Source organism: Roseovarius nanhaiticus, assembly GCF_900156535.1.
GTDB classification, from domain to species: Bacteria; Pseudomonadota; Alphaproteobacteria; order Rhodobacterales; family Rhodobacteraceae; genus Roseovarius; species Roseovarius nanhaiticus.
On record NZ_FTNV01000003.1, the window covers coordinates 475,741 to 497,271 of the forward strand.

Consider the following 21,531-nt stretch of genomic DNA (forward strand, 5'->3'; position numbering starts at 1 on the left):
GTGGGATCCCTGCGCAATCGCTGCGAAAAAGGCAAATGAAGGGTAGATATCTTGGGTAGCGTGAGGGATAGCGTCGGCGCGCAATGCGTGCCGTCTTGGGTGCCGCATGGGGCGAGGCTTTACCTCGCTCATACCGAGCAGGGGTCGTCGATCCGCGCTTTGGCACGGCAAACGGGCTGTCACGCCTCGACAATTCTGCGCCGCATTCGCCAGTTCGAAACCCGCCGCGACGATCCGATGGTTGATGAGGCGCTGCGGCGTCTTGGATGCCGCGTCGCGGCGCGAGACGAGACCGGTCCCCTGGATCAGGAGACTGCCATGACCGCCCAGACGAAATTCGACCACAAGGACAGCCGGACAGCACAGGCAAGCGAAGAAGTCGGCGGCGACGTGGCCGGCGTGACCGAGGCCCAGCTGACCGCCGAGGCAGGCCGCATCCTGCGCCGTCTGGCCGAGCCGGGGGCCGTCCTGGCCGTGGCGGCCCAGATGGAGAAAGCCGTCGTCGTGCGCGGCGATGGCGCTGCCGATCCAACCCGCACCGCCGTTGTCGACCGCGCAGTGGCCGAGGCGATGGCGCTCAAGGGCTGGATTGCCTGCGATGCGCCTGGCCGGTTGGCGCGCTATCACATCACCAAGGCGGGGCGCGCGGCGCTTGGCTGCCTCTTGGCCGAGGCCGAAAACCGCGCCTCAGGCTTTGCCGATGCGCAAGCACCTTTCAGCGCCCGCGAGGAGGTCTCGGCGCCGCGCCGTGTGCGGTACTCGGCCAACGAAAGCCCTTTGTTGGCCCTGGCCCGGCGGCGCGACCGGGACGGGACACGTTTTATCCCCGAAGATCTGGTGCGTGCGGGCGAGCGTCTGCGCGAGGATTTCGAGCTGAGCCAGATGGGCCCGCGCGTGACGCAGGATTGGAGCCGGTTCCTGACCACGGCGGGTGGCGGCGATCCTGCCGGCGGGCATGCGCGCGGCTTTGAGGCGGCGCGCCGCCGGGTTGAGGGAGCGCTGCATGATCTGGGGCCCGGCCTGGGCGATATCGCGCTGCGCTGCTGCTGTCATCTGGAGGGGCTGGAAAAGGCCGAGCGACGCATGGGCTGGTCCGCGCGCTCGGGCAAGATCGTGCTGCGCATCGCGCTGCAGCGATTGAAGCGCCACTATGACAGCCTGGGCGAGGCGGGCGGCATGATCGGCTAGCCGCCTACAATGGCGCCCACGCCAAAGGCCACCAGCGCGCAGACGGTGCCGACCAGCACCGTCTCGCCCACGGTGCGTACCAGACGCTCGCCCGTTGCGCTCCACCGCACGACCCCCAGCGCGACCAGCGCGGCGCCCGTGGCGGCAACCGACAGCCAGAAGGTCTCGCTTGTCGGATCGAGCAGGAAATAGGGGATCAGCGGGACCGAGCCGAAGATGACGAAGGACAGAAACGTCATAAAGCCCGACAGGGCCGGGCTGTCCTCGTCCGGATCGAGCATGCCGAATTCGTAGGTCATCATCAGATCGGCCATCAATTCAGGATGGCGCGCGACGATGGTGGTAAGCGTGTCCGCCTCCCCTGCGGGCACGCCGCGCTGGCGCAGGATCTCGAAGAGCTCCATGCGCTCATGCTCGGGGTCGCTGACAATTTCGCGCATCTCGCTGGCGCGGCGGTTGCGATAAAGATCGTGCTGCGAGCGGGTCGAGAGGAACTCGCCCAGCCCCATGCTGACCGCGTCGGCAAAGAGGTTAGCAAGGCCAAAGACGAGAACCGCAACGCCGCCGATCTGCGCGACGCCATCGGCCTGCGCGCCAGCAAAGCCTGCGACGATGGCGAAGGTCGTGACGATGCCGTCATTGCCGCCATAGACGATCTGCTTGAGAAATTCCTGCATTCGTCCAAGCGCATGTGCCTCGCGCCGATGTTCCTGCCAGTCCATGAAATGCCCTTGTTGCCCCGCGCTTCATTATTGCGCGCCAAGGCTGCCTTGTGCCACACGAAAAGAGCGGGCCATGGCCCGCTCTTTGCCTTGATGTTCACGCTGCGCTTGGATCACTTCAGATCGAAGCGGTCCGCCTCCATCACCTTGGTCCAAGCGGCAACAAAGTCGCGCACGAAGCGCGGGCCGGCGTCGTCCTGCGCGTAGACTTCGGCAACAGACCGCAGCTGCGAGTTCGAGCCGAAGACCAGATCCGCGCGCGTACCGGTCCAACGCTGCTCGCCCGTCTTGCGGTCTTTCGCCTCAAACGCGGATTGCGCCTCGTCGGTCGATTTCCACTCGATGTCCATGTCCAGCAGGTTGACGAAAAAGTCGTTCGTCAGTTGGCCGGGACGTGTGGTCAAAACGCCATGGCAATGATCGCCATGCACGGCGCCCAATGCGCGCAGGCCGCCGACCAGCACGGTCATCTCGGGCGCGTTCAGCCCCAGAAGTTGTGCGCGGTCCACCAGCAAATGCTCGGCATTCATGGTGTAGCGGCTGTCCTGGTAGTTGCGGAAGCCGTCATAGACCGGCTCGAGCAGATCGAAACTCTCGACATCCGTTTGCTCGGCTGTGGCATCCGTGCGGCCCGGCGTGAACGGCACATCGACCTTGTGGCCCGCATCCGCCGCTGCCTTTTCGATGGCCGCAACGCCGCCCAGCACGATGAGATCCGCGATCGAGACCTTCTTGGAGCCGGATTTGCCGTCGAAATCGGCCTTGATGCCCTCATAGACGTCCAAAGCCTTGGCCAGACGAGCAGGCTCGTTGCCGGCCCAGTCCTTTTGCGGGGCAAGGCGGATGCGCGCGCCATTGGCACCGCCACGGTTGTCAGAGCCGCGGAAGGTCGAAGCCGATGCCCAAGCCACGAAGACCAGATCGCTGACGCTGAGGTCGCTCTGCAGAATCTGCGATTTCAGCGCCTTGATGTCCGCGTCGTCGATCATGTCGTAATCGGCGGTGGGGATCGGATCCTGCCAGATCAGATCTTCTGCCGGGACGTCCTTGCCCAGATAACGCGATTTCGGACCCATGTCGCGGTGGGTCAGCTTGAACCAGGCGCGGGCGAAGGCATCGGCGAAAGCTTCGGGATCCTTGTGGAACCGGCGCGAGATTTTCTCGTATTCCGCGTCAAAACGCATCGCGAGGTCCGCGGTGGTCATCATCGGCGGATGGAACTTCTCGGGATCATGCGCATCGACGACCATATGCTCGGGCTTGGGATCGCGCGGCGTCCATTGCTGCGCGCCTGCCGGACTCTTGGTCAGCACCCATTCGTTGTCGAACAGCACGTCGAAATAGCCCATGTCCCAAGTCGTCGGCTTGGGCTTCCACGCGCCCTCGATTCCCGAGGTCAGCGTATGCGCGCCGATGCCGCTTTCGTTCGAGTTTTTCCAGCCAAAGCCCATGTCGGCCATGTCGCCCGCCTCGGGCTCGGGGCCCTGATAGATGGGGTCATTTGCGCCATGCGCCTTGCCGAACGTGTGCCCGCCTGCGACCAGCGCGACGGTTTCCTCGTCATTGACGCCCATGCGGGTGAAGGTCTGGCGAATGTCATAGCCCGATGCGACCGGATCGGGGTTGCCGTCCGGACCTTCGGGGTTGACGTAGATCAGGCCCATCTGGACGGCGGCGAGGGGGTTGTCCATCTCGCGCTCGCCATAATAGCGGCTGTTGTCGTTGTCCGATGTGGCCAGCCATTCGGTCTCGGCGCCCCAATGTACGTCCTCCTCGGGCGAATAGATATCCTCGCGCCCGCCGCCAAAGCCAAAGACGGGACCGCCCATCGATTCGATTGCGACGTTGCCGGTGAGAATGAAGAGGTCACCCCAGCTAAGGCTGTTGCCGTATTTCTTCTTGATCGGCCAAAGCAGGCGGCGCGCCTTGTCGAGGTTGCCGTTGTCGGGCCACGAGTTCAGCGGCGCAAAGCGCTGGTTGCCGGTGTTCGAGCCGCCGCGCCCGTCAGCGGCGCGGTAGGTGCCGGCCGCGTGCCACGCCATGCGGATAAAAAGCGGGCCGTAATGGCCGTAATCGGCGGGCCACCAGTCCTGGCTGTCGGTCATCAGCGCGTGCAGATCGGCCTTGACCGCGTCGAGGTCGAGCTTCTTGAACGCCTCGGCGTAGTTGAATTCCCGCTCCAACGGGTTCGGGCTGCGGCCATGCTGGTGCAGGACACTGATCTGCAGCTGGTCGGGCCACCAGTCACGATTGGTGCGTTTTTTCTTGGCGTTGAAGGGGCATTTGAGTGCGCCGTCCATGAGAAGCTCCTTGTTTTGGTGCGCGCATTTGCTGTGGCGCGTCTGTTGATGTCCGTGGGTCAGCGGGCCACCAAGTGACCGCGTCTGGAATCATTCTAGGTTGAACATGACCGCTGGTTGCCATAAATGCAAATTACAGTTTCTTCTTGTTGTGATAGGATTGGGTTATGGCGATTTCCTTGCGCCAGTTGGCATATTTCCGTGCACTGGCCGAGCATCGCCATTTCGGACGGGCTGCCGCCGCAATGGCCGTGTCGCAACCCGCGCTTTCGGTGCAGATCCGCGAATTGGAAAGCACGCTGGGCCAGCCGGTGGTCGAGCGGCGCGCGCGCGATGTCGTCCTGACGCCTTTCGGGCGGCGCATGCTGGCCCATGCCGAGACGGTGGGAGAGGGCGTGCGCGCCATGGAGGAGGCCGCGCGCTGGCATGGCGGGCTGCCGTCGCGTCTGCGGCTGGGGCTCATTCCCACCATCGCGCCCTATATCCTGCCCGGCACGCTGGAGCGGCTGCGCAGCGGTGACATCTCGCTCGACGTTCAGGTGCAGGAGGCGCGGACGGACCGCTTGACCGATGATCTGCTGGCGGGCCGCATCGACGCTGGCGTCATGGCGCTGCCCGTGGATGTGGCGGGTCTGGAGGCGCAGACGCTGTTCGATGACCGGTTTCTGCTGGCGGGCAGCGCTGCGCGACTGGGCAGTCTGACCAGTGCGGTGCGCACACTGCGCCCCGACGATCTGGGCGCCGAACAACTGCTTTTGCTCGAAGACGGCCATTGCCTGACCGATCAGGCGCTGGAGGCGTGCAGGCGGGGCAGGGGCCATGCACGGATCGACATGGGCGCGTCGTCCCTCGCCACGCTTTCGCGTCTGGTGGCGGCGGGCTTTGGGCTTACCTTGATGCCCGAACTCGCCGCCGAGGCCGAGCTGCGCGGCGCGTCCGGAATCCGCCTGATGCGCTTTGCCGCACCCGAGCCGAAGCGCAGCATTTGCCTCGTCCGGCGCGCCTCGACCGCGGGTGAGGGGTGGTTTGCGCAGCTTGCGGGCGTTCTGACGGAGGTCGGCCGCGGCATCACGGCGGCGGCGCAATCGCCTGGCGGTCTTGGTGGGCCGCAATGACGCACCGCTATACTGGCAACTTGCCGCTGCAAGGCCTATACTTACACCAATTGCCAACACCATTCGCGAGGACCCGTTCGTGCGTGATCTGAAAATCCCCAGCCAGCGCCATCCTGAAAAGGCACGGCGCCCCGATAATGCGCAGCCGAAAAAGCCGGATTGGATTCGCGTCAAGGCGCCGGGGGGGCAGGGCTATGCCGAAACCGCCCGCATCATGCGCGACAACAATCTGACGACCGTCTGCGAAGAGGCGGGATGCCCCAATGTTGGCGAATGCTGGAGCCAGGGCCACGCCACCATGATGATCATGGGCGAGGTCTGCACCCGCGCCTGCACCTTTTGCAACATCGCCACCGGCAAGCCGCCCGAGGATCTGGACGTTTTCGAGCCGGGCCGCGTCGCCGATGCCGTGCAAAAGCTGGGCCTGAACCACGTCGTCATCACTTCGGTCGACCGAGACGACGTCGAGGATGGCGGAGCCGAGCATTTCGCGCAGACCATCCGCGCCATTCGCCACCGCAGCCCAGGCACCACGATCGAGATCCTGACGCCCGATTTCCTGCATTGCGACCCGTCGGTCCTGCAAATCGTCGTCGATGCCAAGCCGGATGTTTTTAACCACAATCTCGAAACGGTGCCTGGTCTCTATCCGTCCGTGCGCCCCGGCGCGCGCTATTTCCACAGCCTGCGCCTCTTGCAGCGCGTCAAGGAGATGGATCCCGAGATCTTCACCAAGTCCGGCATCATGGTCGGCCTCGGAGAAGAGCGCGCGGCGGTGCATCAGGTGATGGATGACATGCGTGCGGCGGATATCGATTTTCTCACCATCGGTCAGTACCTTCAGCCGACGCCGAAGCACCATGTGCTGGACCGTTTCGTCACGCCCGACGAATTCAAGGCCTACGAGAAGGCCGCGTTCGGCAAAGGATTCTTGATGGTGTCGGCCACGCCGCTCACCCGCTCGTCCTATCACGCGGGCGACGATTTCGCACGCTTGCGCGAGGCGCGGCTTGCCCGGCTGGCCAAGGCGGTTTGAGGTCGCTCAGTTGACGATCTCATAAAAGCCGCGCGGACTCGCGCCCGAGCGCAGATTACCCGACGGCGGTGCTTGAAAACGACCCTTCGGGCAGTGACAGACCTCTTCGCAATTGACGATATCCGCGCGGGCGCCGTTGCAAATGCTGGCAAGGTTCAGGTTTGCTCGAAGGAGGTGCGGAGCGTGCCGCTCTGCGATGAGCGCCCGAGCCGATCTTGGTCCGCCTGGCTTGCGCTTGACAGCTGAACTTCCCAGTGCGCACCCCGGTAACCATTGGTTGCGTGACACGATCAGACGGGGGCTGGCATGCGAATAGTTTTGAGCTCTGCCATCTTTTTTTCACGGCTGGACATCGCGGCGGTCAAGCAGTGGTCTTATCGGCAAAACCTGAAAGCGGTATAACGAAGCGACCATGACAGCGGTGGAGTCCGTTGAGTCAGCCACGACCGAGCTTGTTGACGCGATCCGGCGCGCTTGCGCGCAAGCGGAGAAATCGATCGCTCAAATGATTGCGTTTCTCTCGCTATGCACAACTGTCGGTTTGGTGGCGCAGATGATTGACTTTGCGCATTCACCTGTATCCCCGGACTTGCTGACGAGGCGTATTCTTTCGGCGGTATCCGGTGTCTTGGTCGTGTTTCTGACGGCACTCGTATGGAAACGGTCGAGGCAGTAGCCAGACGAGTCGTCGTGTCTTGATTATCTCGCAGCGCGGCATATTCTGACGCGGGCCGCTCAAAATACATCAAAGCGTCAAGCAGAGGCCGCGCGATGGTCCAAGCAATCAGTGTGCGCTTGTAATCAGGGATGCGATCGATACGCCTCGACACGAGCGCGCAACTCGTGCGGCCTGCCTTTGCGTTCTGTACTCTATCCTTACCCGCTGCCGGACCGACAACACAGGTTTGAGACGCATGCCGCCCTTGTCTTTAAAGCCTTTTAGGGAAGGGGTAGCAGGGGATATACCGCTTGAAAACTTCGGAAATGCCATCGACCTTCAAGCGCTCACGACCTGCCACGAGCGGCGCTTAACCTTGATTCCAAGGTTTAGATACTGCGAGGCTGGGAGGTCCTCCAGGCCGTTGGGGAGATTGCATATGACCGCCTCTCAGCCTCTTCCTACTCGCTTCAGCGTTGGCTTCAAATCCAAGCCCGATGCAAGCAATTCTACGCACATGAGGGACGAGCGCCGGATCAAGCGGTAACCGCAGTGCCGACGGTTCTTATGGTCTGCCCTGCCAGCGCGTCGGACGTACTCACACGGAGGCCACGCAGATACCGAAACGCCATTCTGGTACTTTGGGAATTTGATGCACTTTTTTGCCAAGAACCCTCTGGACGCCGCCAAACCCCATTGCTATACGGCACCTCGTGTTCCGGCGTAGCTCAGCGGTAGAGCAGTTGACTGTTAATCAATTGGTCGTAGGTTCGATCCCTACCGCCGGAGCCATAAGTTTCAAGGGCTTGGCGAGCAATCGCTGAGCCCTTTCTGCTCCTCGCACCATGGTAGGACACAAATAGGCCGCAGCGCAGCGGTTAGCTTCGGTAACTTTTGGGAGTTCGGCTTCCTGAGAGCAACAATAGTCCACAGAAATACCTGAGTGCTGTTCTGAGTTGATCCTCGTCGAGCCAATGAGACTGGATCAAGGCAATGGTGCGTTGCAAAAAGATCAGATATTAGGGGGAAGAGCAGACCGAAACCATGAGGCGAAGTTCGTAAGTGCCATGACCAACTTGGAAAAACGAATTGATGACTTCAGAAGCTCTGTCGTCTCAAGCCTCTTGTCTCCAACAGACTTTGTCGACTGGGGTGCAGTCTCGCGCGAGATGTCACAGCAAACTAGAGCTATCGCTGATCTTCAAGATTTTGTTGACCATGGGAACTTAAGCTACGAAGCGTTGGCATCACACTTGTCCGAGAAGCCAGCAACCTATCCACTTTTGCTTTCGCTTTTGGCGTTCAATGCTTCAGGTTCGCAGATTGAAAAGTGGGGACTTCCAGAAAGGGTTCCAACGGAACCTACACAGCGGCAGCGTCTAGCTAAGAACCTGACAACAATCGGTTACTCTGAACTCTTTACTGAGAATTCTCGTATCAGCGATCAGTTGAGAGTTGCCGAAATCTATAAAGACAGCTTCAAGCGCCGATTTCGTTCTGGAAATCAGTTCGAGAAAAGCGTTTCGGGGCTTGTCAAGAAAGCAGTTTCGATAGCCAACGATCATTGTGAAGAACAACTGCGCAGTGCAGGCACTAGTGTTTTACGGCACTCATCGGTGGCGAGGTTCTTAGATCACGTTATTATGCAAGGCCAAAGGCCGATTGCGGGTATCGCCACGGTTTTTCAACAGCAGTCAGGAGGCCGCCAGCAGCGTGAACTCTCGGTAACTTATCCTACCCTACAAAGGAATTTGCGCGAACTTGGCATGTCGCTAGTCTTAATTGCTGACGGCCCAGGTTTTCAAGATGCTTCACCAAGAGCGCTCCAAGCGCTTTTCGAAGGTGTCAGATTCCCCATGACTATCCGACAGGCAGGAGATGGCGAATTGGTCGACGCCTTGCTGGCGGCGAGTACTGAACCAGAGATTGCTCCCTTGGAGAGCGCTGCAGTCGATCGGCTAATTGATGCTGCGTTAAATGAGCGAGGAGAAGTTAATGCTTCAGATCTGCCTCTAGGGAGCAAGGAAGCTACGCTTGCGATGGCTAAATTTGCTGAAGTGCATCGGGACCTTTCCATTCGAATGTCCTTTGACGGCACACACCTAGAGTGGGACAACCGTGAACATGTGCAGTCGGCGATCAATTTAGAGACATCGTTTGAGCCCGAATTAGCCGTTAAGCTGTTCTCGTTCCTCATGAGCGCAGACGAAATCGAAATAAAAAATTCGAACGGCGACTGTGACGCCATAGTGGAAATTGACAAGGTTGCCCCCTTTCCACAGAAGCTCTTTGTCAAGGCAACAGGAAACGACTTTGACAACAGTTTGGCACAAGCCGCGTCAGCAAAATCGATGGAGTTCGCCCACGATGCTCGCTTTTCTGTGCTCATTCTTTCGGAGGAGTTGCGTGCACCTGACCTAGAAGAGCATAGACGGATGCAGTCGTTACGCCCAGTTAGCATAATTGTTTTATCCCCAGCGCAGCTGAAAAAAGCGAGCAAATCTTCGACGCCGCGCGCACTTTTCGTGGACGAGCTTTTGGGACAAGCAGACTTGTCCAAGGTCAGTCCGTTTGTTCTTTCTAATGCAACGCCCAGCAGAATGTTCTTCGGTCGAGAGCAAGAAGCAGCAGCTACGCTCGCCACTATTAGTACGAACAGTGTCGCGATCCTTGGAAGTCGACGGATAGGCAAAACGTCGCTACTCAGACGTTTGCGCGAAGATTTGAAGGACGCCAATTTCTCCCCATTTTTCACTGACTGCCAGACCGTTCGTACTTGGCAGGACTTCGCAAACTTGGCGCAACGCGATTGGCATGTTTCTGTTCCTGGTGAATTCTCCCCCAACCACTTGACCGACCTAGTGCAACAGCTCAGGCAGAGGTCAGAAGACCCGGTTGTTATTTTGCTGGATGAGATCGACCAGCTCCTACTTTGGGATATGCAACACGACGAAAACTCCGTACCGGAGGCCTTCTTCCGAGCATGTCGATCAATATCGCAATCTGGGGCAGCACAGTTCGTTTTTACTGGTGAACGAGTAATATCAAAGAAACTTTGGGACCCGCAGTCTCCCCATTGGAATTTCTGCCGCCCCATTCAATTAACTCAATTACCGCGCAAAGACGCGCTTGAACTACTGCTGATACCTCTAAGCGGTCTTGGCATTGACCTACCACAACGAAGTGAGACATCTGAACTGGTATGGCGGTTCACGAGCGGACATCCACAGCTCGTTCAGTTTCTAGGGGATCGGCTAATTCGAAATTTAGAAGTCGGGCGCCACAATACTTCATACTCCATCGATGCGGATGACGTTATGAAGGTGGCGCATTCGTTTGATTACGCCGAGCACTACGTTTCCACCTACCTCGGGCAAGCAAACAGTTTAGAGCGCGCTATCGCTCGTAGCTTTGGGGCCGCCTCAAAGAAAAAGGCACAGCTAAGGGACGTGGCAAGAAGCGAACACGCAGATGTTCTCGAGGACGAGTTCGAGACAGCGCTGCGTATGCTTCAATTGTACGGAATTCTTGAAGTTGAAGATAATCTTTTCAAGTTGAGAGCTGATTGGCTCCCTGAAGCGCTGACGCATTTTGGTGCATCTGAAAACGCAAGCATTTTATCGACAAGGAAATAATTTGATGGTTTTCTATCAGGGGCCTATCCCGATTGGGAACGACAGCTACATCGAGCGCGATTTAGTTAATATTCTTTGTGGTGAACTTCTAAACGAACGCTGGGTGTTGTTCCTTGGTCCGCGACAACATGGCAAAACTACGGCGTTAATTCGAGTTAAGAAGCTCATAGATGATGCCGGAATACAATGCGTCTATGTCGACTTGCAACAGCAACCACCGCTGGAGAGCTACTCTGGTTTCGTCAACTGGTTCTCAGCGAAGGTTGCAGAGCAACTTGGCGCAGAGTTCGAGCAAGATGAAAGCTTGGACGACTTACAGGTTGCACTAAATCGAGTGCTACCAGAAGGTACAAGCCGGGTCGTCGTACTTGTAGACGAAGCATCAAATATCCAAAGAGATGATTGGCGTAACTCATTCTTTGGCCAACTACGTGGTCTTTCGAGTGCAAGGGCATTCGCAGAGGACATAGACGCATCAAAGCGGCTTACATTTTTGTTCTCCGGCACGTTTCGGCCAGAGACGCTGATCGATGCAGCCAACTCACCTTTTAATGTTTGCGAAAAGATAGAAACGGTCGATTTGACTGAAGAAGAGGTGCATCGGCTGGCTATGCTCACACTAGGGGAGGATGAGCGGTCGCGACAAATTTCTGAAAAGGTGTTTTCCGCAGTAGGAGGTCAACCCTATTTGATACAGAGGTTGCTTGGAAAAGCATCGGGGGCCGAAAATCAGCAGGCTGCGTTAGCGACGGCGATTGATGAGCTTAAGACAGGCCAAGCCGATCATATAATCAACCTGTTCTCTCGCTATTTGGCTGAGACTAATTTGACGAAATTGGTTGCAACGTTGGCAGCTAATGGAGAGCTTGATAACTCTCCAGCTGACCCAGACTACGCGTTTTTGTGCACCGGTGGCCTTGCCAAAAGAAACGGCGGCAAAATTATTTTTAGAAATGCTGTTTACGAAGAAGTCGCCAAGACAAGCCCACAGATAGGGAACAGTGATCCAGCGGGTGAAAGAGCGCCTGTTTTTCCACTCAGACCTGAGAGTTTCAGAAAACTTATCGATGATGAGCTTAGAGAGATAGCATATAGTGCTCAACAAGGCGCCGTTGCTTCATACATGGGCAATAGCAACAGATTGGCACTGGCAGGATATGGCTGTTCAATTGAAGCCATCCTGATTGACTACCTAAAGCGCAAGTCTGAACAAGAAAGGCGCGCCGCGGGCCAACAAGCGCCGCAGTGCAACCTCAACAACTTCGAAACCTATGCAGACGCAGGCAGCCTACGTCTGGTTAACCTTGTCAAAATAGCCAATCGTCTCTTGGGCTCTAACGCCCAAGTGCCAGATGCCCTTAGGGATTGGAGAAACCTAGTTCACCCAAGCGTAGCCACACAAAACTATATGAGAGACGAACAACTGGCGCCAGAAGTTCGAGCTGCGGCTGCTCTTCACGAGATATTTCTGCGTGATCTACCTGAGCAGCCTTAGGATCGGATTGAATTTCCGGTGTAAGACTGCTGTGATAGTATTGGATTTAGTATACTAAGGCTCAGATAAGGTTAACTTGGGAGACGTTTTCCTTTGCCTCTCTTTTTGCCTTTTCGTTCCCGGGTGGTCTTTGTGTTCACCGACCATATACATGTACTTTCCAGGCACTTTATCGACGGGCTCCGGCTCTGGAACTGGCAACCGCTTCGGCGGGAGAAGTCTCAGCGAGCCTTCCGGGGCATCGTCCAATATCTGCGACCGGATGGAACGAGCCAAAACTTCGGCAACAAGCGACGGTACTGCATTCCCCAGCATTTTTTGCACATCGGTTCGGCCGCAATCAAACACCAAACCATCTGGAAAGGTTTGAATTCGGCACATCTCTTGTGTGGTCAGTTTGCGATTATTCCAGTGGAATGGACCAACTGCGGAACCCGGCTGCGCTTGTATGGTCCATGATGGCTGGTCTTTGGCAAGTTTCAACAGGAAACTCCAGTATCGAGTTCGCCAACCAAACAAGTTTTGACCGCCTCGGCGATTTGTATGCCAAAGGTAGTTGTGACCCTCAGGGATCGACGGTAGTAGATCACCCCATTTTCCCCCTACCGCAATTGAAGTTTCATTAGAATTCTTAGGAAGGTCTCCGATTGCATCCCAAGCCGTACGGAATGGCTCTCGATCATCCAAAGGCGCGATTTCGTCTACTGAAGCATGCGTTTCCGCAGGAAATTGAAAATCACGCCCGTCCCGGCTTGCGATAAGAAAAACGCGCTCCCGAGCTTGTGGAACGCCGTATCGAGCGGAATTCACCATTTTCCAGTGAACTTTGTAGTTAGTTCCAGCTTTTGTGTTAATCGCATCAATGCCAGACAACAGATGCTTCAATCCTTCGTCTTTGTCACGATAAACGAGCCCATACACATTCTCTAAGAGAAACGCTTTGGGCTTTGTATCGCGAAGCACACGCAAAAACGCATCCAGCGTAGACGCCCGAGGGTCGTCCAGCCGCCGAGTATCACCGTTAAACCAATATGACGACTTCGAGAACGGCTGGCAGGGTGGCCCGCCGATCAGTACATCGGCTTCTTCGGGAAGTAGCTGTGCCGCTGTGAGTATCTGTTCCGAAGAGAAGTTGTGTATGTCGCCTTCCAGAACAGGCCACTCAGGCCGATTGAGACGCATTGTGCGGCAGGCGACCTTATCGATTTCGCAAGCGACGCGCGTAACAAACCCTGCAGCTTCAAAGCCGAAATCAAGACCCCCGACACCTGTGTAAAGGCTTATGACTTTAAGTTCCTTAGACACGTGCGGACCCCAACTTCTTGTAGCGACTTGACCCTCGAAACACTACCTGTTCTGTACTAGGTTGACAATGACCCGACACTCGAACCACAAAAAGCCTTAGGAAAAAGCATTGAAGATTGACAAAGTAGCAGCGAAGGAGCTGGTGCGGCACCAAGCGGAGCGCGATGATGTACCATCTGCATGGATAGGTAAGGTTCGAGAGTTGTCGCGGTTGTGCGAAGAAGGGGTGTCCAAGACCCACTTGGCTTTTTTGGCGACCGCCATGCTTGCCAAAGCCTGCGACAGACGCGCAGACCTATTCGCTATTAAGCCGCAGCACGCCAAGAACGCAGAAGGAGCTTTTTCGGCTCGGGTTCTGTGTCATAGCGTCTTAGTCCCCCTATCCGCCGAGCTTGGGTTTAGCTTAGGTGTGACTGGGCGAGAACCTCTGAACAATCAGCCTTACTTTCGGATGACGCGGCTGGACGATGGTACACCGGTCCATCCGGGTGGTCGGGCGGCATTCGAGTACATGCTGGACCTAGTAAGAGAACTAGAGCAAGGCGACGAGGAAAATGCTGCTGACGCGTTAGCGGCCTTTGTCGCAGTTCGCAGAGAATTCCAGCCAAACTACGCCGACCATAGCTCTTCGATTACGGTTGTGCCTTGGAAACTGGCAGAACTGGCGGAAGGTTTCGTCAGCGAAGCTTCCGAGAACGGACGTAGAGCGCAAGCCGTTGCGGCGGGCCTAATGGATACTGTCTACGGCGCGGATAGGGTTGAGAGCGGGCGTGTGAATGACCCTAGTCGTCGGCATCCCGGAGATGTGTGCGTAGTTAACGCTGAAAGAACTGGCTGGGAAAAAGCTATAGAGGTGCGCGACAAACCGGTGGCAGCTTCAGATGTTCAAATATTTGGGAAGAAGTGCTTGGACTTAGGGGTAAGAGACGCCGCGCTTCTGATGGTTTCAGAAAAGCAAACTATTTTGGATAGCGTGGCTCTGCAGCGCTGGGCACAAAACTTTGGACTGGGCTTGACGCTGTTTGTGGGTTGGCAAAGTTTTGTGGAGCAAGTGCTCTACTGGAGCCCCCTAACAAAACCGGACGTTGCCAAATTGGCAATAGGAACAATCCACAAACGGCTGGTCGAGGTTGAGGTTGCGGAGACGTCTGTCGTTCGCTGGCAAGAAATAACTGCGAAGGCAAATACTTGACGCTAAATGAAGCTAGCGATACCGCCGAAGGCTGGCCAAAGCGTCGCGGTATTCATCAGTGACAACGTAAATACGGCTTCTGGGGCGAAGCGTCCTAAGAACACCCAAGTCACGCAGCGCATGAACGACAGAAAGCAGTCTTGGATTTCCGTAGGGCACAACCTTTCCAAAAGCTACCAGCGCGGCAATGATCGCCTCGGCAGTATGCGCATTGTCGGCTGTCCGTGTGATTTGGTACATCAGCTCCACAGCCGTAAAACTGCCCGGTGGCGGCGGGTCCGCTACAATCGATTGCAGTATGGGCTTCAAACGTCTGACCGCCACTTCGGCCAACGGTGCAATCATGGACACGACACCTTCAATGCTGTCGCGTCGTCTGCCGCCCACAACTGCATTATGGATAGCTGAATCTTTCAATGTTACCTCGAAACGGACGCGGCGGGTTGTTTTTGCGTAAATCTTGATGCTGATGTTCTGGGTCAGCTTAAGCTTGATGCAAGGACTTTGGCGCTGTATTTCGAGCGAAGGTGCGGCTGTATCGTACCAATCCTCAGCCATGGTTATGGCCTGCTCGGAGAGTATTTCTCTAAGCTGTAGAACCCAGTCAATTGGCGCGTTGCTATCGAACTCCCAGTAGAATTCGATTTCCCGAATTGAGAAGTACGGCAGAAGCACCGCCCTTGCTTTGCTGTGCTGAAATGCAGTCTGAACAGATTCCGATAGAACGCTTTGCGCCAATGTCAGGTATTCACGAAGCTGGCTTCCACGGGGAGATGCAAGAGCGAACGCATATTTCTTGTTCGGCCCTATTATGAGATTGGTTGCAGGCCGGAGAGGAATTTCGTTTTCGTACCAGTTTTCGTCCGGAGAAATTGCCAAGACGTACTCAGAAACCAACTTTGGGCGATCCAGCCGGGTGATGCGTTTTAACGCCTGAGCCTGAACGAAGCGCGTATGGTTGAGTGTGGCTTCAAACGCGAGGCGGCCCACTTCGCCATCTTGGGGGCTGGTCAGGCGGGATTGCCATAAGACTTCGGCTGCTTTGCCCGAAATTAGAGGCTTGCTTGCACCCAAGCTATCCCGGTTGGGATTGGAGCGGAACTTTAGGTGACGGACGTCCCGAATTCGTTCAACCAACTGGTTATTGAAAAGCGGCAAGCATTCGCCATCTACCGAAGTTACCTCCGCTTCACGCAACCCCGACAAAGCCTCACAGATATGATCCCTTTCCCCGAATAATGCCCAGTCGCCCACATCTATGCGGATACGGTCAATAAACGCATTTTCAGCATTGATTTGCGTAGACGGTGACAGTTGCCGTACAAAACTGTCTCTTCTGACTATTAGGTTTGACATGGGGGGTTAGGAATATTCCCGATGGTAGTATGGTTACGGTCTGCATACCTTTTCCACACTCGCTGGACTGTAGATGGATGCCACTGTCCGGCCGTATAGGATGGTACTTTGTCGAAATTTAGCCGATCTGCGATTTTTCTGACCGAAAGGCCATTCGCTTTGTGCTGCTTTATCACTGGCCCCAGCTTGTCGCTGTAAGCGTCGGCATCTGCGATTTTCAGATCGGCAAGCGCTTGGCATGATTTGCCAAGTTTTACTCCCCTAGCTTTTGCTGCCGCCAGAGCGGCTTTGGTTCGCTCCGAGATTGCCCTACCTTCATGCTCAGCCACTGCAGCCATAATGTGAAGTACAAATCGGTTCGCCTCGGGCATGTCCACCGCGCGGAAAGGAACACCGCTCTCAATAAGGCCAGAGATGAAGTGTACGTTGCGGGCAAGTCGGTCGAGCTTGGCGATGATGAGGGTTGCCCCCTCCTGCTTGCATTCTTCAAGAGCATATAGGAGCTGTTTCCGCGAGTTGCGCTTACCGCTTTCTACCTCCACGTACTCATTGATAAGTTGACCGCCGGATTGGGTGACGAAGCGGTCCACTACCGTTTTTTGTGCTTCCAGTCCAAGACCGCTCTTTCCTTGGCGGTCAGTCGAGACCCGAATATAGGAGATATATTTTTCCGCGAAATCCATTATGTGCTCCTGTAAACGTTGGTTCGTTCAGGTACACCTGGTCACCTCGATTGCCTTTGCGTAGGGTTTACGCCGCTTTTTTCGACGATGAGGGCGATTGTGTCTTGGCAACACGCTTATGTGAGGTATCGCACCGAAAACATTAGGCTTTTTGCTGCAATCGATTGCATTGAGGGTATCGCTACACGTACGAGCAACCGTTTTGTACTATTTTGTAATAATTTTCAGTAGGTTGCTTTGTAATTCGTTATGTCTATTTTCCTATAGGCCCTACAGCACCGAACACTGGCTTCCATTCGAATTTCCCTGTAAGTTTGTTATGTCCCTTCCCATTTACTGTCCGCAATTTTTTGGCCTGCAGAGAGTAGGGGGGGGGGGTCGTAGTGTCGATTTTTGAAAGTTTGGGTGCCCTATTCTGGTTTGTCGCGCGTGTAGTCCTGTTGCGAATATCCACTCTTATTGTACTCATCTAGCAACGCGATCTGGTACTTCACGCCACTACCTCTTCCAAAAGAAACAGGACCTTGACCCTTGCTGCGTAGGTTGCGCAAGGTTTGCTTGGTCTTGTTCACATATCTTGCTGCGTATGTGATGTCGCACCATTTGCCGTCCTCTGACACCCAGCCGCCGCTTTTCTGTTCTTCTAACTCTTTGACCCGTCGTTCGAGGCTCCTGATTTTTAGGCGGAGCCTTACGGTTTCCGGCGTTTTAATGCCTTTCTTAAGTTTCCGCTTCGACCTGTTTTGATCGTCGGGCATGCTCGCTTATTCCCCTCTGGCTGGTCCTGCTGATAGCTGGTCGAGCTACGGCGGTTAGTTTCAATGGACGTGATGGCATTTTCAAGGTCGCCGCGTACAGCCGTTTCAAAGGGGTGTGCATATCGCCGTGTCGTGATCGGACTTGTGTGCCGCAAAATAGCTTGCGCGGAGTGGAGGCCGCCAGTCCGTGCCACATACGTCCCGACTGTGTGACGAATATCTTTTAGGCAGGCGTTGGGAAGCCCCGCTAAATCACAGGTGCGCTTCCAAGGTTTTGTGAGCGTTTTCAATCGTTCTTCTGGGTTGACGCCTGGGAATACCCAGCCTTGTCGATGGTCGCTAGATGCAATTGATTGCAAGAAATTCACCGCAGCATTTGCCAATAGCAACCTTCCCTCACCAGTTTTGGTACTATGCAGAGTGGCGACGCCCGACCCCAAGTCGATGTCCTCCCAGCGGAGGCGCAAAACCTCTGACGGTCTACACCCCGTGAAGAACAAAAGAGTAATCGCTTCAAAGGCGACTTTGCTCCTAGGCATTTGCTTTTGTGCCGCTTCTATTGCACGAAAAATACGGGCCTGTTCGGTGTCTGAAAAATAGTGCTGCTTGGGTCGTTCCTTATTCATCTTAACCCGCGATGCTGGGTTGCTGCCGCGCGGTATCACATCCCAGTCTTCGGCCTTAAAGAGCATTGCCTTTACAACGCTGAGCATGCGGTTTGCGCGGATCGGTGCGCTCGACATTGACGCATGTAAGGATTCGATGTCCAAGCGCGTCAACTCGACCAAAGGAAGTTTCCCAATTTTCGGCACCACTCGACTCTCCAGTACTCGCTCATATTCTTTGAAGGTGGATGGAGCCAATGTTCTCTTTGCTTGGTCGCGCAGATAGATCGCCGCGAACTCCGCGACGGTCATCGCGTTTCTTTGGTTGATCCTGTCACTTGCTGGATCAGCACCATTGCTTACTTCAACCGCAAGTTCCTTCGCCTTCCGGCGGGCTGTTGATACTGAGATTTCACCCAGCTTACCGACTGTAAGCTTTCGCTGCCGACCGAATAACGTGCGGTACCTGTAAACAAATACCTTACGGCCAGCGGGGGTGACCTTGAGCAAGAGACCTACGGTTTTCGGATCGTTCACGGTGTAATCTGAGGGTCCCGGCTCAGCATTTCTTAAACCCACTTCTGTGAAGGCCACATGCTTCGGTGGGGCAGGTCGGCTTTCAAGCCGCGGTCGGGGTCTTGGTTTTTTAGGGCGCATATAGGGCACAAAGCTCCGGGAGTTATCCGTATGCTTTGAGTGTATTCTCCAAGTCGATCTTTGAAAATATCAAATAAAATTAGTAACTTATGTGGCTTTGTGATGGTATAGTATAAATTGGTATAATCGGAAAAAACGGCTGTTAATCAATTGGTCGTAGGTTCGATCCCTACCGCCGGAGCCAAAGATTTGAAGGACTTAACGCACGCCCGCTAGGTCCTTTTTCTTTTAGGACGACAGCCTAGCTGCGATATTCGCGTTCGGTTACCACCTTGCGAAAGCGCTGATCCAAACCAACGACGAAGCGTGTGAAAACGAGATTTGCAACGCGCTGGTATGTGCTGGGAGCCTGTGGGGGCAGCATGATTGGCGAAATGCTTGGACCGCCCAATTAGCGCCATCTCCTGCGGCACGCATGCCGACATGGTAAAGGTCGGGATCGAATTCCCGCGCTCAAAAATGAGATTTAAAGGCCCAGATAAGCCTTGCGAACAGCAGGGTGTCCTTCCAGTTCTTCCGCCGGACCTTCCAGCACGATCCGGCCATGTTCCAAGACATAACCGCGATCTGCGACTTTCAGGACCTGGCGCACATTCTGCTCGACCAAGAGGACGGGCAGGCCCGTGGCGGCGACGCGTTGAATGGCGGCCATCACGTCCTTGACCAAGAGGGGTGAGAGGCCGAGGCTCGGCTCGTCCATCAATAGCATCTTGGGCCGCAGCATCAGGGCGCGCGCGATGGCCACCATTTGCTGCTGCCCTCCGGACAAGGCGCCCGCCGGGCTGCCTGCCAGACGGACCAGATCGGGGAAAAGCGCGTGCACCTCCGCGAGGCTTTCGTGGCGGCGCGCGCGCGCCTCCGGCAGGAAGGCTCCGAGAAGCAGGTTGTCTTCGACCGTAAGGTTCGGGAACAGCTGCCGTCCCATCGGCACATGCGCCAGCCCTTTTTGGGCCATCTGGTGCGGTTTGACGTTGCCTATGGCCTCGCCGTCAAACAGGATTTGCCCCTTCCAGGTCGGGATCATGCCCGAGACGGCGCGCAAAATGGTCGATTTTCCGCTGCCATTGCCGCCGACAAGACCGACAAGTTCGCCCTGCCGAACCTCGAGATTGATGTCGAACGCCACCTGAAGCGTGCCGTAGCCCAGATCGACGCCTTCGACTGAAAGAACGCTCTTGCTCATTCCGTCCCCAGATATGCTTCGATCACTTGCGGATCGCTTGTGACGGCCTGCGGCGTGCCTTCGGCGATGCGCGCACCGCTCGCCAGAACGATGACGTGATCGGACAGTTCGATGATCGCCTCCATGATATGCTCGACCATGACGATGGCCATGCCGCTGTTCTTCAGCCCGTGGACCAGCCCGATCATTTCGCGCAGCGCAGGTGGGTTGAGGCCCGCCATGATCTCGTCCAGAAAAAGGACCTTGGGACGCAGCGCCAAAGCGCGCGCAAGTTCCAGTCGGCGCCGCCTGGCCAGGTTGAGATCCATGGCCGGCTGATGCGCGCGATCACCCAGACCGACGATCTCAAGCTGCTTTAGTGCAAGATCCTCGGCATTCTTGCGTCGCGGCTCTGACAGGAATGCCCCGATCAGCACGTTTTCCAGTACCGTCAGCTCCTCAAAAGGGCGCTCGGTCTGGAACGTGCGCCCCATTCCCAGGCGCGTGCGTGCGTAGGCGGGCGCCTTCGTGACATCTTGGCCCGCGAAGGAGATCTGCCCCTCATGGACCGGCACATAGCCGGTCAGCGCGTTGAAGAGCGTCGTTTTCCCGGCCCCGTTGGGCCCGATAAGGCCCAGAATTTCGCTGTCCGCAACCCGCAGCGAGACATGATCGACCGCGACCACGCCGCCGAAGCGGACGACGATTCCATCAGCCTTGAGAGCGTCGGGCATATCGCCTCCGGATCATGTTTCTGGCCGCCTCGCCAAGGATGCCACGCGGCATGAAGAGGACAACGATGAGAATGAGAAGCCCGTAGATCAGCAGGTTGGCCTCGGCGAAGGCGGTGCGGAAAATCTCGCCCGCGCCGATGATCAGCACGGCCCCGACAAGGGGGCCGAAAATTGTCCCGCGGCCGCCGATGATGGCGGTCAGGGCAATCTGGATCGAGAGCAGCAGGTAGAACATGATATGCGGCTCGAGAAAGGACAAAAAGATGCCGTAGATGCCGCCGCCGGCGGCCGTCAGCGCGCCCGACACCATGAAGGCGCGCAGCTTGATCGCACGCGGATCGATGCCGGCGGCCATGGCCGCGTTCTCGTCCTCGCGCACGGCGCGCAGCTGATAGCCAAACCGCGCCATCGACATCCAGGCGGTGCCACCAAGGCAGACCAGTGCAAAGACCAGTGCCATGTAGAACTGGGTCGCACGCTCGAAGAAATCGATGCCGAAGGGCTCGGGCAGGGTGGCAATGAAGACGCCTGTGGCGCCCCCGGTCAGCCAGCCCTCGTTGATGGCGACGAGGCGCAGGATTTCGGCTACGGCGATGGTCGAGAGTGTGAAGTAGGGCCCGCGCAGCCCAAATGTGATCGACCCCCAGAGCCAGGCCAGCGCGGCCGCGGCCAGCATTGCCAGCGGAAGGGTGATCCAGGGCGCAAGCCCGTGATCGATCTGTCCGATGGCGACGACATAGGCGCCCAGCCCCACAAAGGCCGAATGCCCGAGGCTGACCTGACCGGCCCATCCGCCAAGGATATCCCAGGCCGTGGCCCAACCGATGAACAGCAGCATGCTGATCCCCACGGTCATGTATGCCGGAAAGACATGCGGATAGGCCAGTCCGACGAGTGCGAAGAGCGCGATGGCGCCAAATGTCATGGGCC

At 56.7% G+C, this 21,531-nt stretch carries 15 protein-coding genes and 1 tRNA gene; 7 read left to right on the forward strand and 9 right to left on the reverse strand.

What is annotated here, in order from left to right:
• Positions 1–60: 60 nt before the first annotated feature.
• Positions 61–1,188, forward strand: coding sequence for a DUF6456 domain-containing protein (locus BW975_RS15425; protein WP_092746238.1), 1,128 nt, complete (start codon positions 61–63; stop codon positions 1,186–1,188).
• Here BW975_RS15425 and BW975_RS15430 read toward each other — a convergent pair.
• Positions 1,185–1,910 carry a VIT1/CCC1 transporter family protein gene (locus BW975_RS15430; protein ID WP_076535188.1) on the reverse strand — a complete coding sequence of 242 codons (726 nt, stop codon included), beginning with the start codon at positions 1,908–1,910 and terminating at the stop codon, positions 1,185–1,187. The genes BW975_RS15425 and BW975_RS15430 overlap by 4 nt on opposite strands.
• Positions 1,911–2,023: 113 nt before the next feature.
• Complete coding sequence (gene katG / locus BW975_RS15435; protein ID WP_076535189.1) at positions 2,024–4,210, reverse strand: catalase/peroxidase HPI; 2,187 nt, start codon at positions 4,208–4,210, stop codon at positions 2,024–2,026.
• Positions 4,211–4,377: 167 nt separating this feature from the next.
• On the opposite strand from katG, the gene BW975_RS15440 reads away from it, so the two are divergent.
• The 5 genes from BW975_RS15440 to BW975_RS15465 all read left to right on the forward strand — a co-directional run bounded on the left by BW975_RS15440 (position 4,378) and on the right by BW975_RS15465 (position 12,149).
• The gene (locus BW975_RS15440; protein WP_076535190.1) at positions 4,378–5,325 is read left to right on the forward strand and encodes a hydrogen peroxide-inducible genes activator; all 948 of its coding nucleotides are present in this window, start codon (positions 4,378–4,380) and stop codon (positions 5,323–5,325) included.
• A 79-nt stretch (positions 5,326–5,404) separates the two neighbouring features.
• Positions 5,405–6,361 carry a lipoyl synthase gene (gene lipA, locus BW975_RS15445; protein ID WP_076535191.1) on the forward strand — a complete coding sequence of 319 codons (957 nt, stop codon included), beginning with the start codon at positions 5,405–5,407 and terminating at the stop codon, positions 6,359–6,361.
• A gap of 1,375 nt (positions 6,362–7,736) precedes the next feature.
• Positions 7,737–7,811: transfer RNA gene (locus BW975_RS15455), tRNA-Asn, on the forward strand.
• 164 nt (positions 7,812–7,975) lie between these two features.
• Complete coding sequence (locus BW975_RS15460) at positions 7,976–10,654, forward strand: DpnII family type II restriction endonuclease (RefSeq protein ID WP_083687140.1); 2,679 nt, start codon at positions 7,976–7,978, stop codon at positions 10,652–10,654.
• Between the two features lie 4 nt (positions 10,655–10,658).
• The gene (locus BW975_RS15465; RefSeq protein ID WP_076535194.1) at positions 10,659–12,149 is read left to right on the forward strand and encodes an AAA-like domain-containing protein; all 1,491 of its coding nucleotides are present in this window, start codon (positions 10,659–10,661) and stop codon (positions 12,147–12,149) included.
• A gap of 54 nt (positions 12,150–12,203) precedes the next feature.
• Here the strand turns inward: BW975_RS15465 and BW975_RS15470 are convergent, their stop codons facing one another.
• A complete protein-coding gene (locus BW975_RS15470; protein WP_083687141.1) occupies positions 12,204–13,454 on the reverse strand; it encodes a DNA cytosine methyltransferase in 1,251 nt (416 codons plus the stop codon).
• A gap of 109 nt (positions 13,455–13,563) precedes the next feature.
• On the opposite strand from BW975_RS15470, the gene BW975_RS15475 reads away from it, so the two are divergent.
• The gene (locus tag BW975_RS15475; protein WP_076535195.1) at positions 13,564–14,646 is read left to right on the forward strand and encodes a restriction endonuclease, SacI family; all 1,083 of its coding nucleotides are present in this window, start codon (positions 13,564–13,566) and stop codon (positions 14,644–14,646) included.
• Positions 14,647–14,658: 12 nt separating this feature from the next.
• On the opposite strand, the gene BW975_RS15480 is transcribed toward BW975_RS15475, so the two are convergent.
• The 6 genes from BW975_RS15480 to BW975_RS15505 all read right to left on the reverse strand — a co-directional run bounded on the left by BW975_RS15480 (position 14,659) and on the right by BW975_RS15505 (position 21,526).
• A complete protein-coding gene (locus BW975_RS15480) occupies positions 14,659–16,002 on the reverse strand; it encodes a hypothetical protein (RefSeq protein WP_139194242.1) in 1,344 nt (447 codons plus the stop codon).
• On the reverse strand, positions 15,990–16,685 hold the full coding sequence (locus tag BW975_RS15485; RefSeq protein ID WP_076535197.1) for a recombinase family protein: 696 nt from the start codon (positions 16,683–16,685) through the stop codon (positions 15,990–15,992). Before BW975_RS15485 ends, BW975_RS15480 begins: the two co-directional genes overlap by 13 nt.
• 691 nt (positions 16,686–17,376) lie before the next feature.
• Positions 17,377–18,705 (reverse strand): tyrosine-type recombinase/integrase, encoded by a 1,329-nt coding sequence (locus tag BW975_RS15490; protein WP_083687142.1) that lies wholly within the window; start codon positions 18,703–18,705, stop codon positions 17,377–17,379.
• 466 nt (positions 18,706–19,171) lie between these two features.
• Entirely contained in the window at positions 19,172–19,888 is a 717-nt protein-coding gene (locus tag BW975_RS15495; RefSeq protein WP_076535199.1) for an ABC transporter ATP-binding protein, read from the reverse strand.
• The gene (locus tag BW975_RS15500; RefSeq protein WP_076535200.1) at positions 19,885–20,601 is read right to left on the reverse strand and encodes an ABC transporter ATP-binding protein; all 717 of its coding nucleotides are present in this window, start codon (positions 20,599–20,601) and stop codon (positions 19,885–19,887) included. The genes BW975_RS15495 and BW975_RS15500 overlap by 4 nt, the downstream gene beginning before the upstream one ends.
• The gene (locus BW975_RS15505; RefSeq protein WP_076535201.1) at positions 20,579–21,526 is read right to left on the reverse strand and encodes a branched-chain amino acid ABC transporter permease; all 948 of its coding nucleotides are present in this window, start codon (positions 21,524–21,526) and stop codon (positions 20,579–20,581) included. The genes BW975_RS15500 and BW975_RS15505 overlap by 23 nt, the downstream gene beginning before the upstream one ends.
• Positions 21,527–21,531 lie beyond the last annotated feature (5 nt).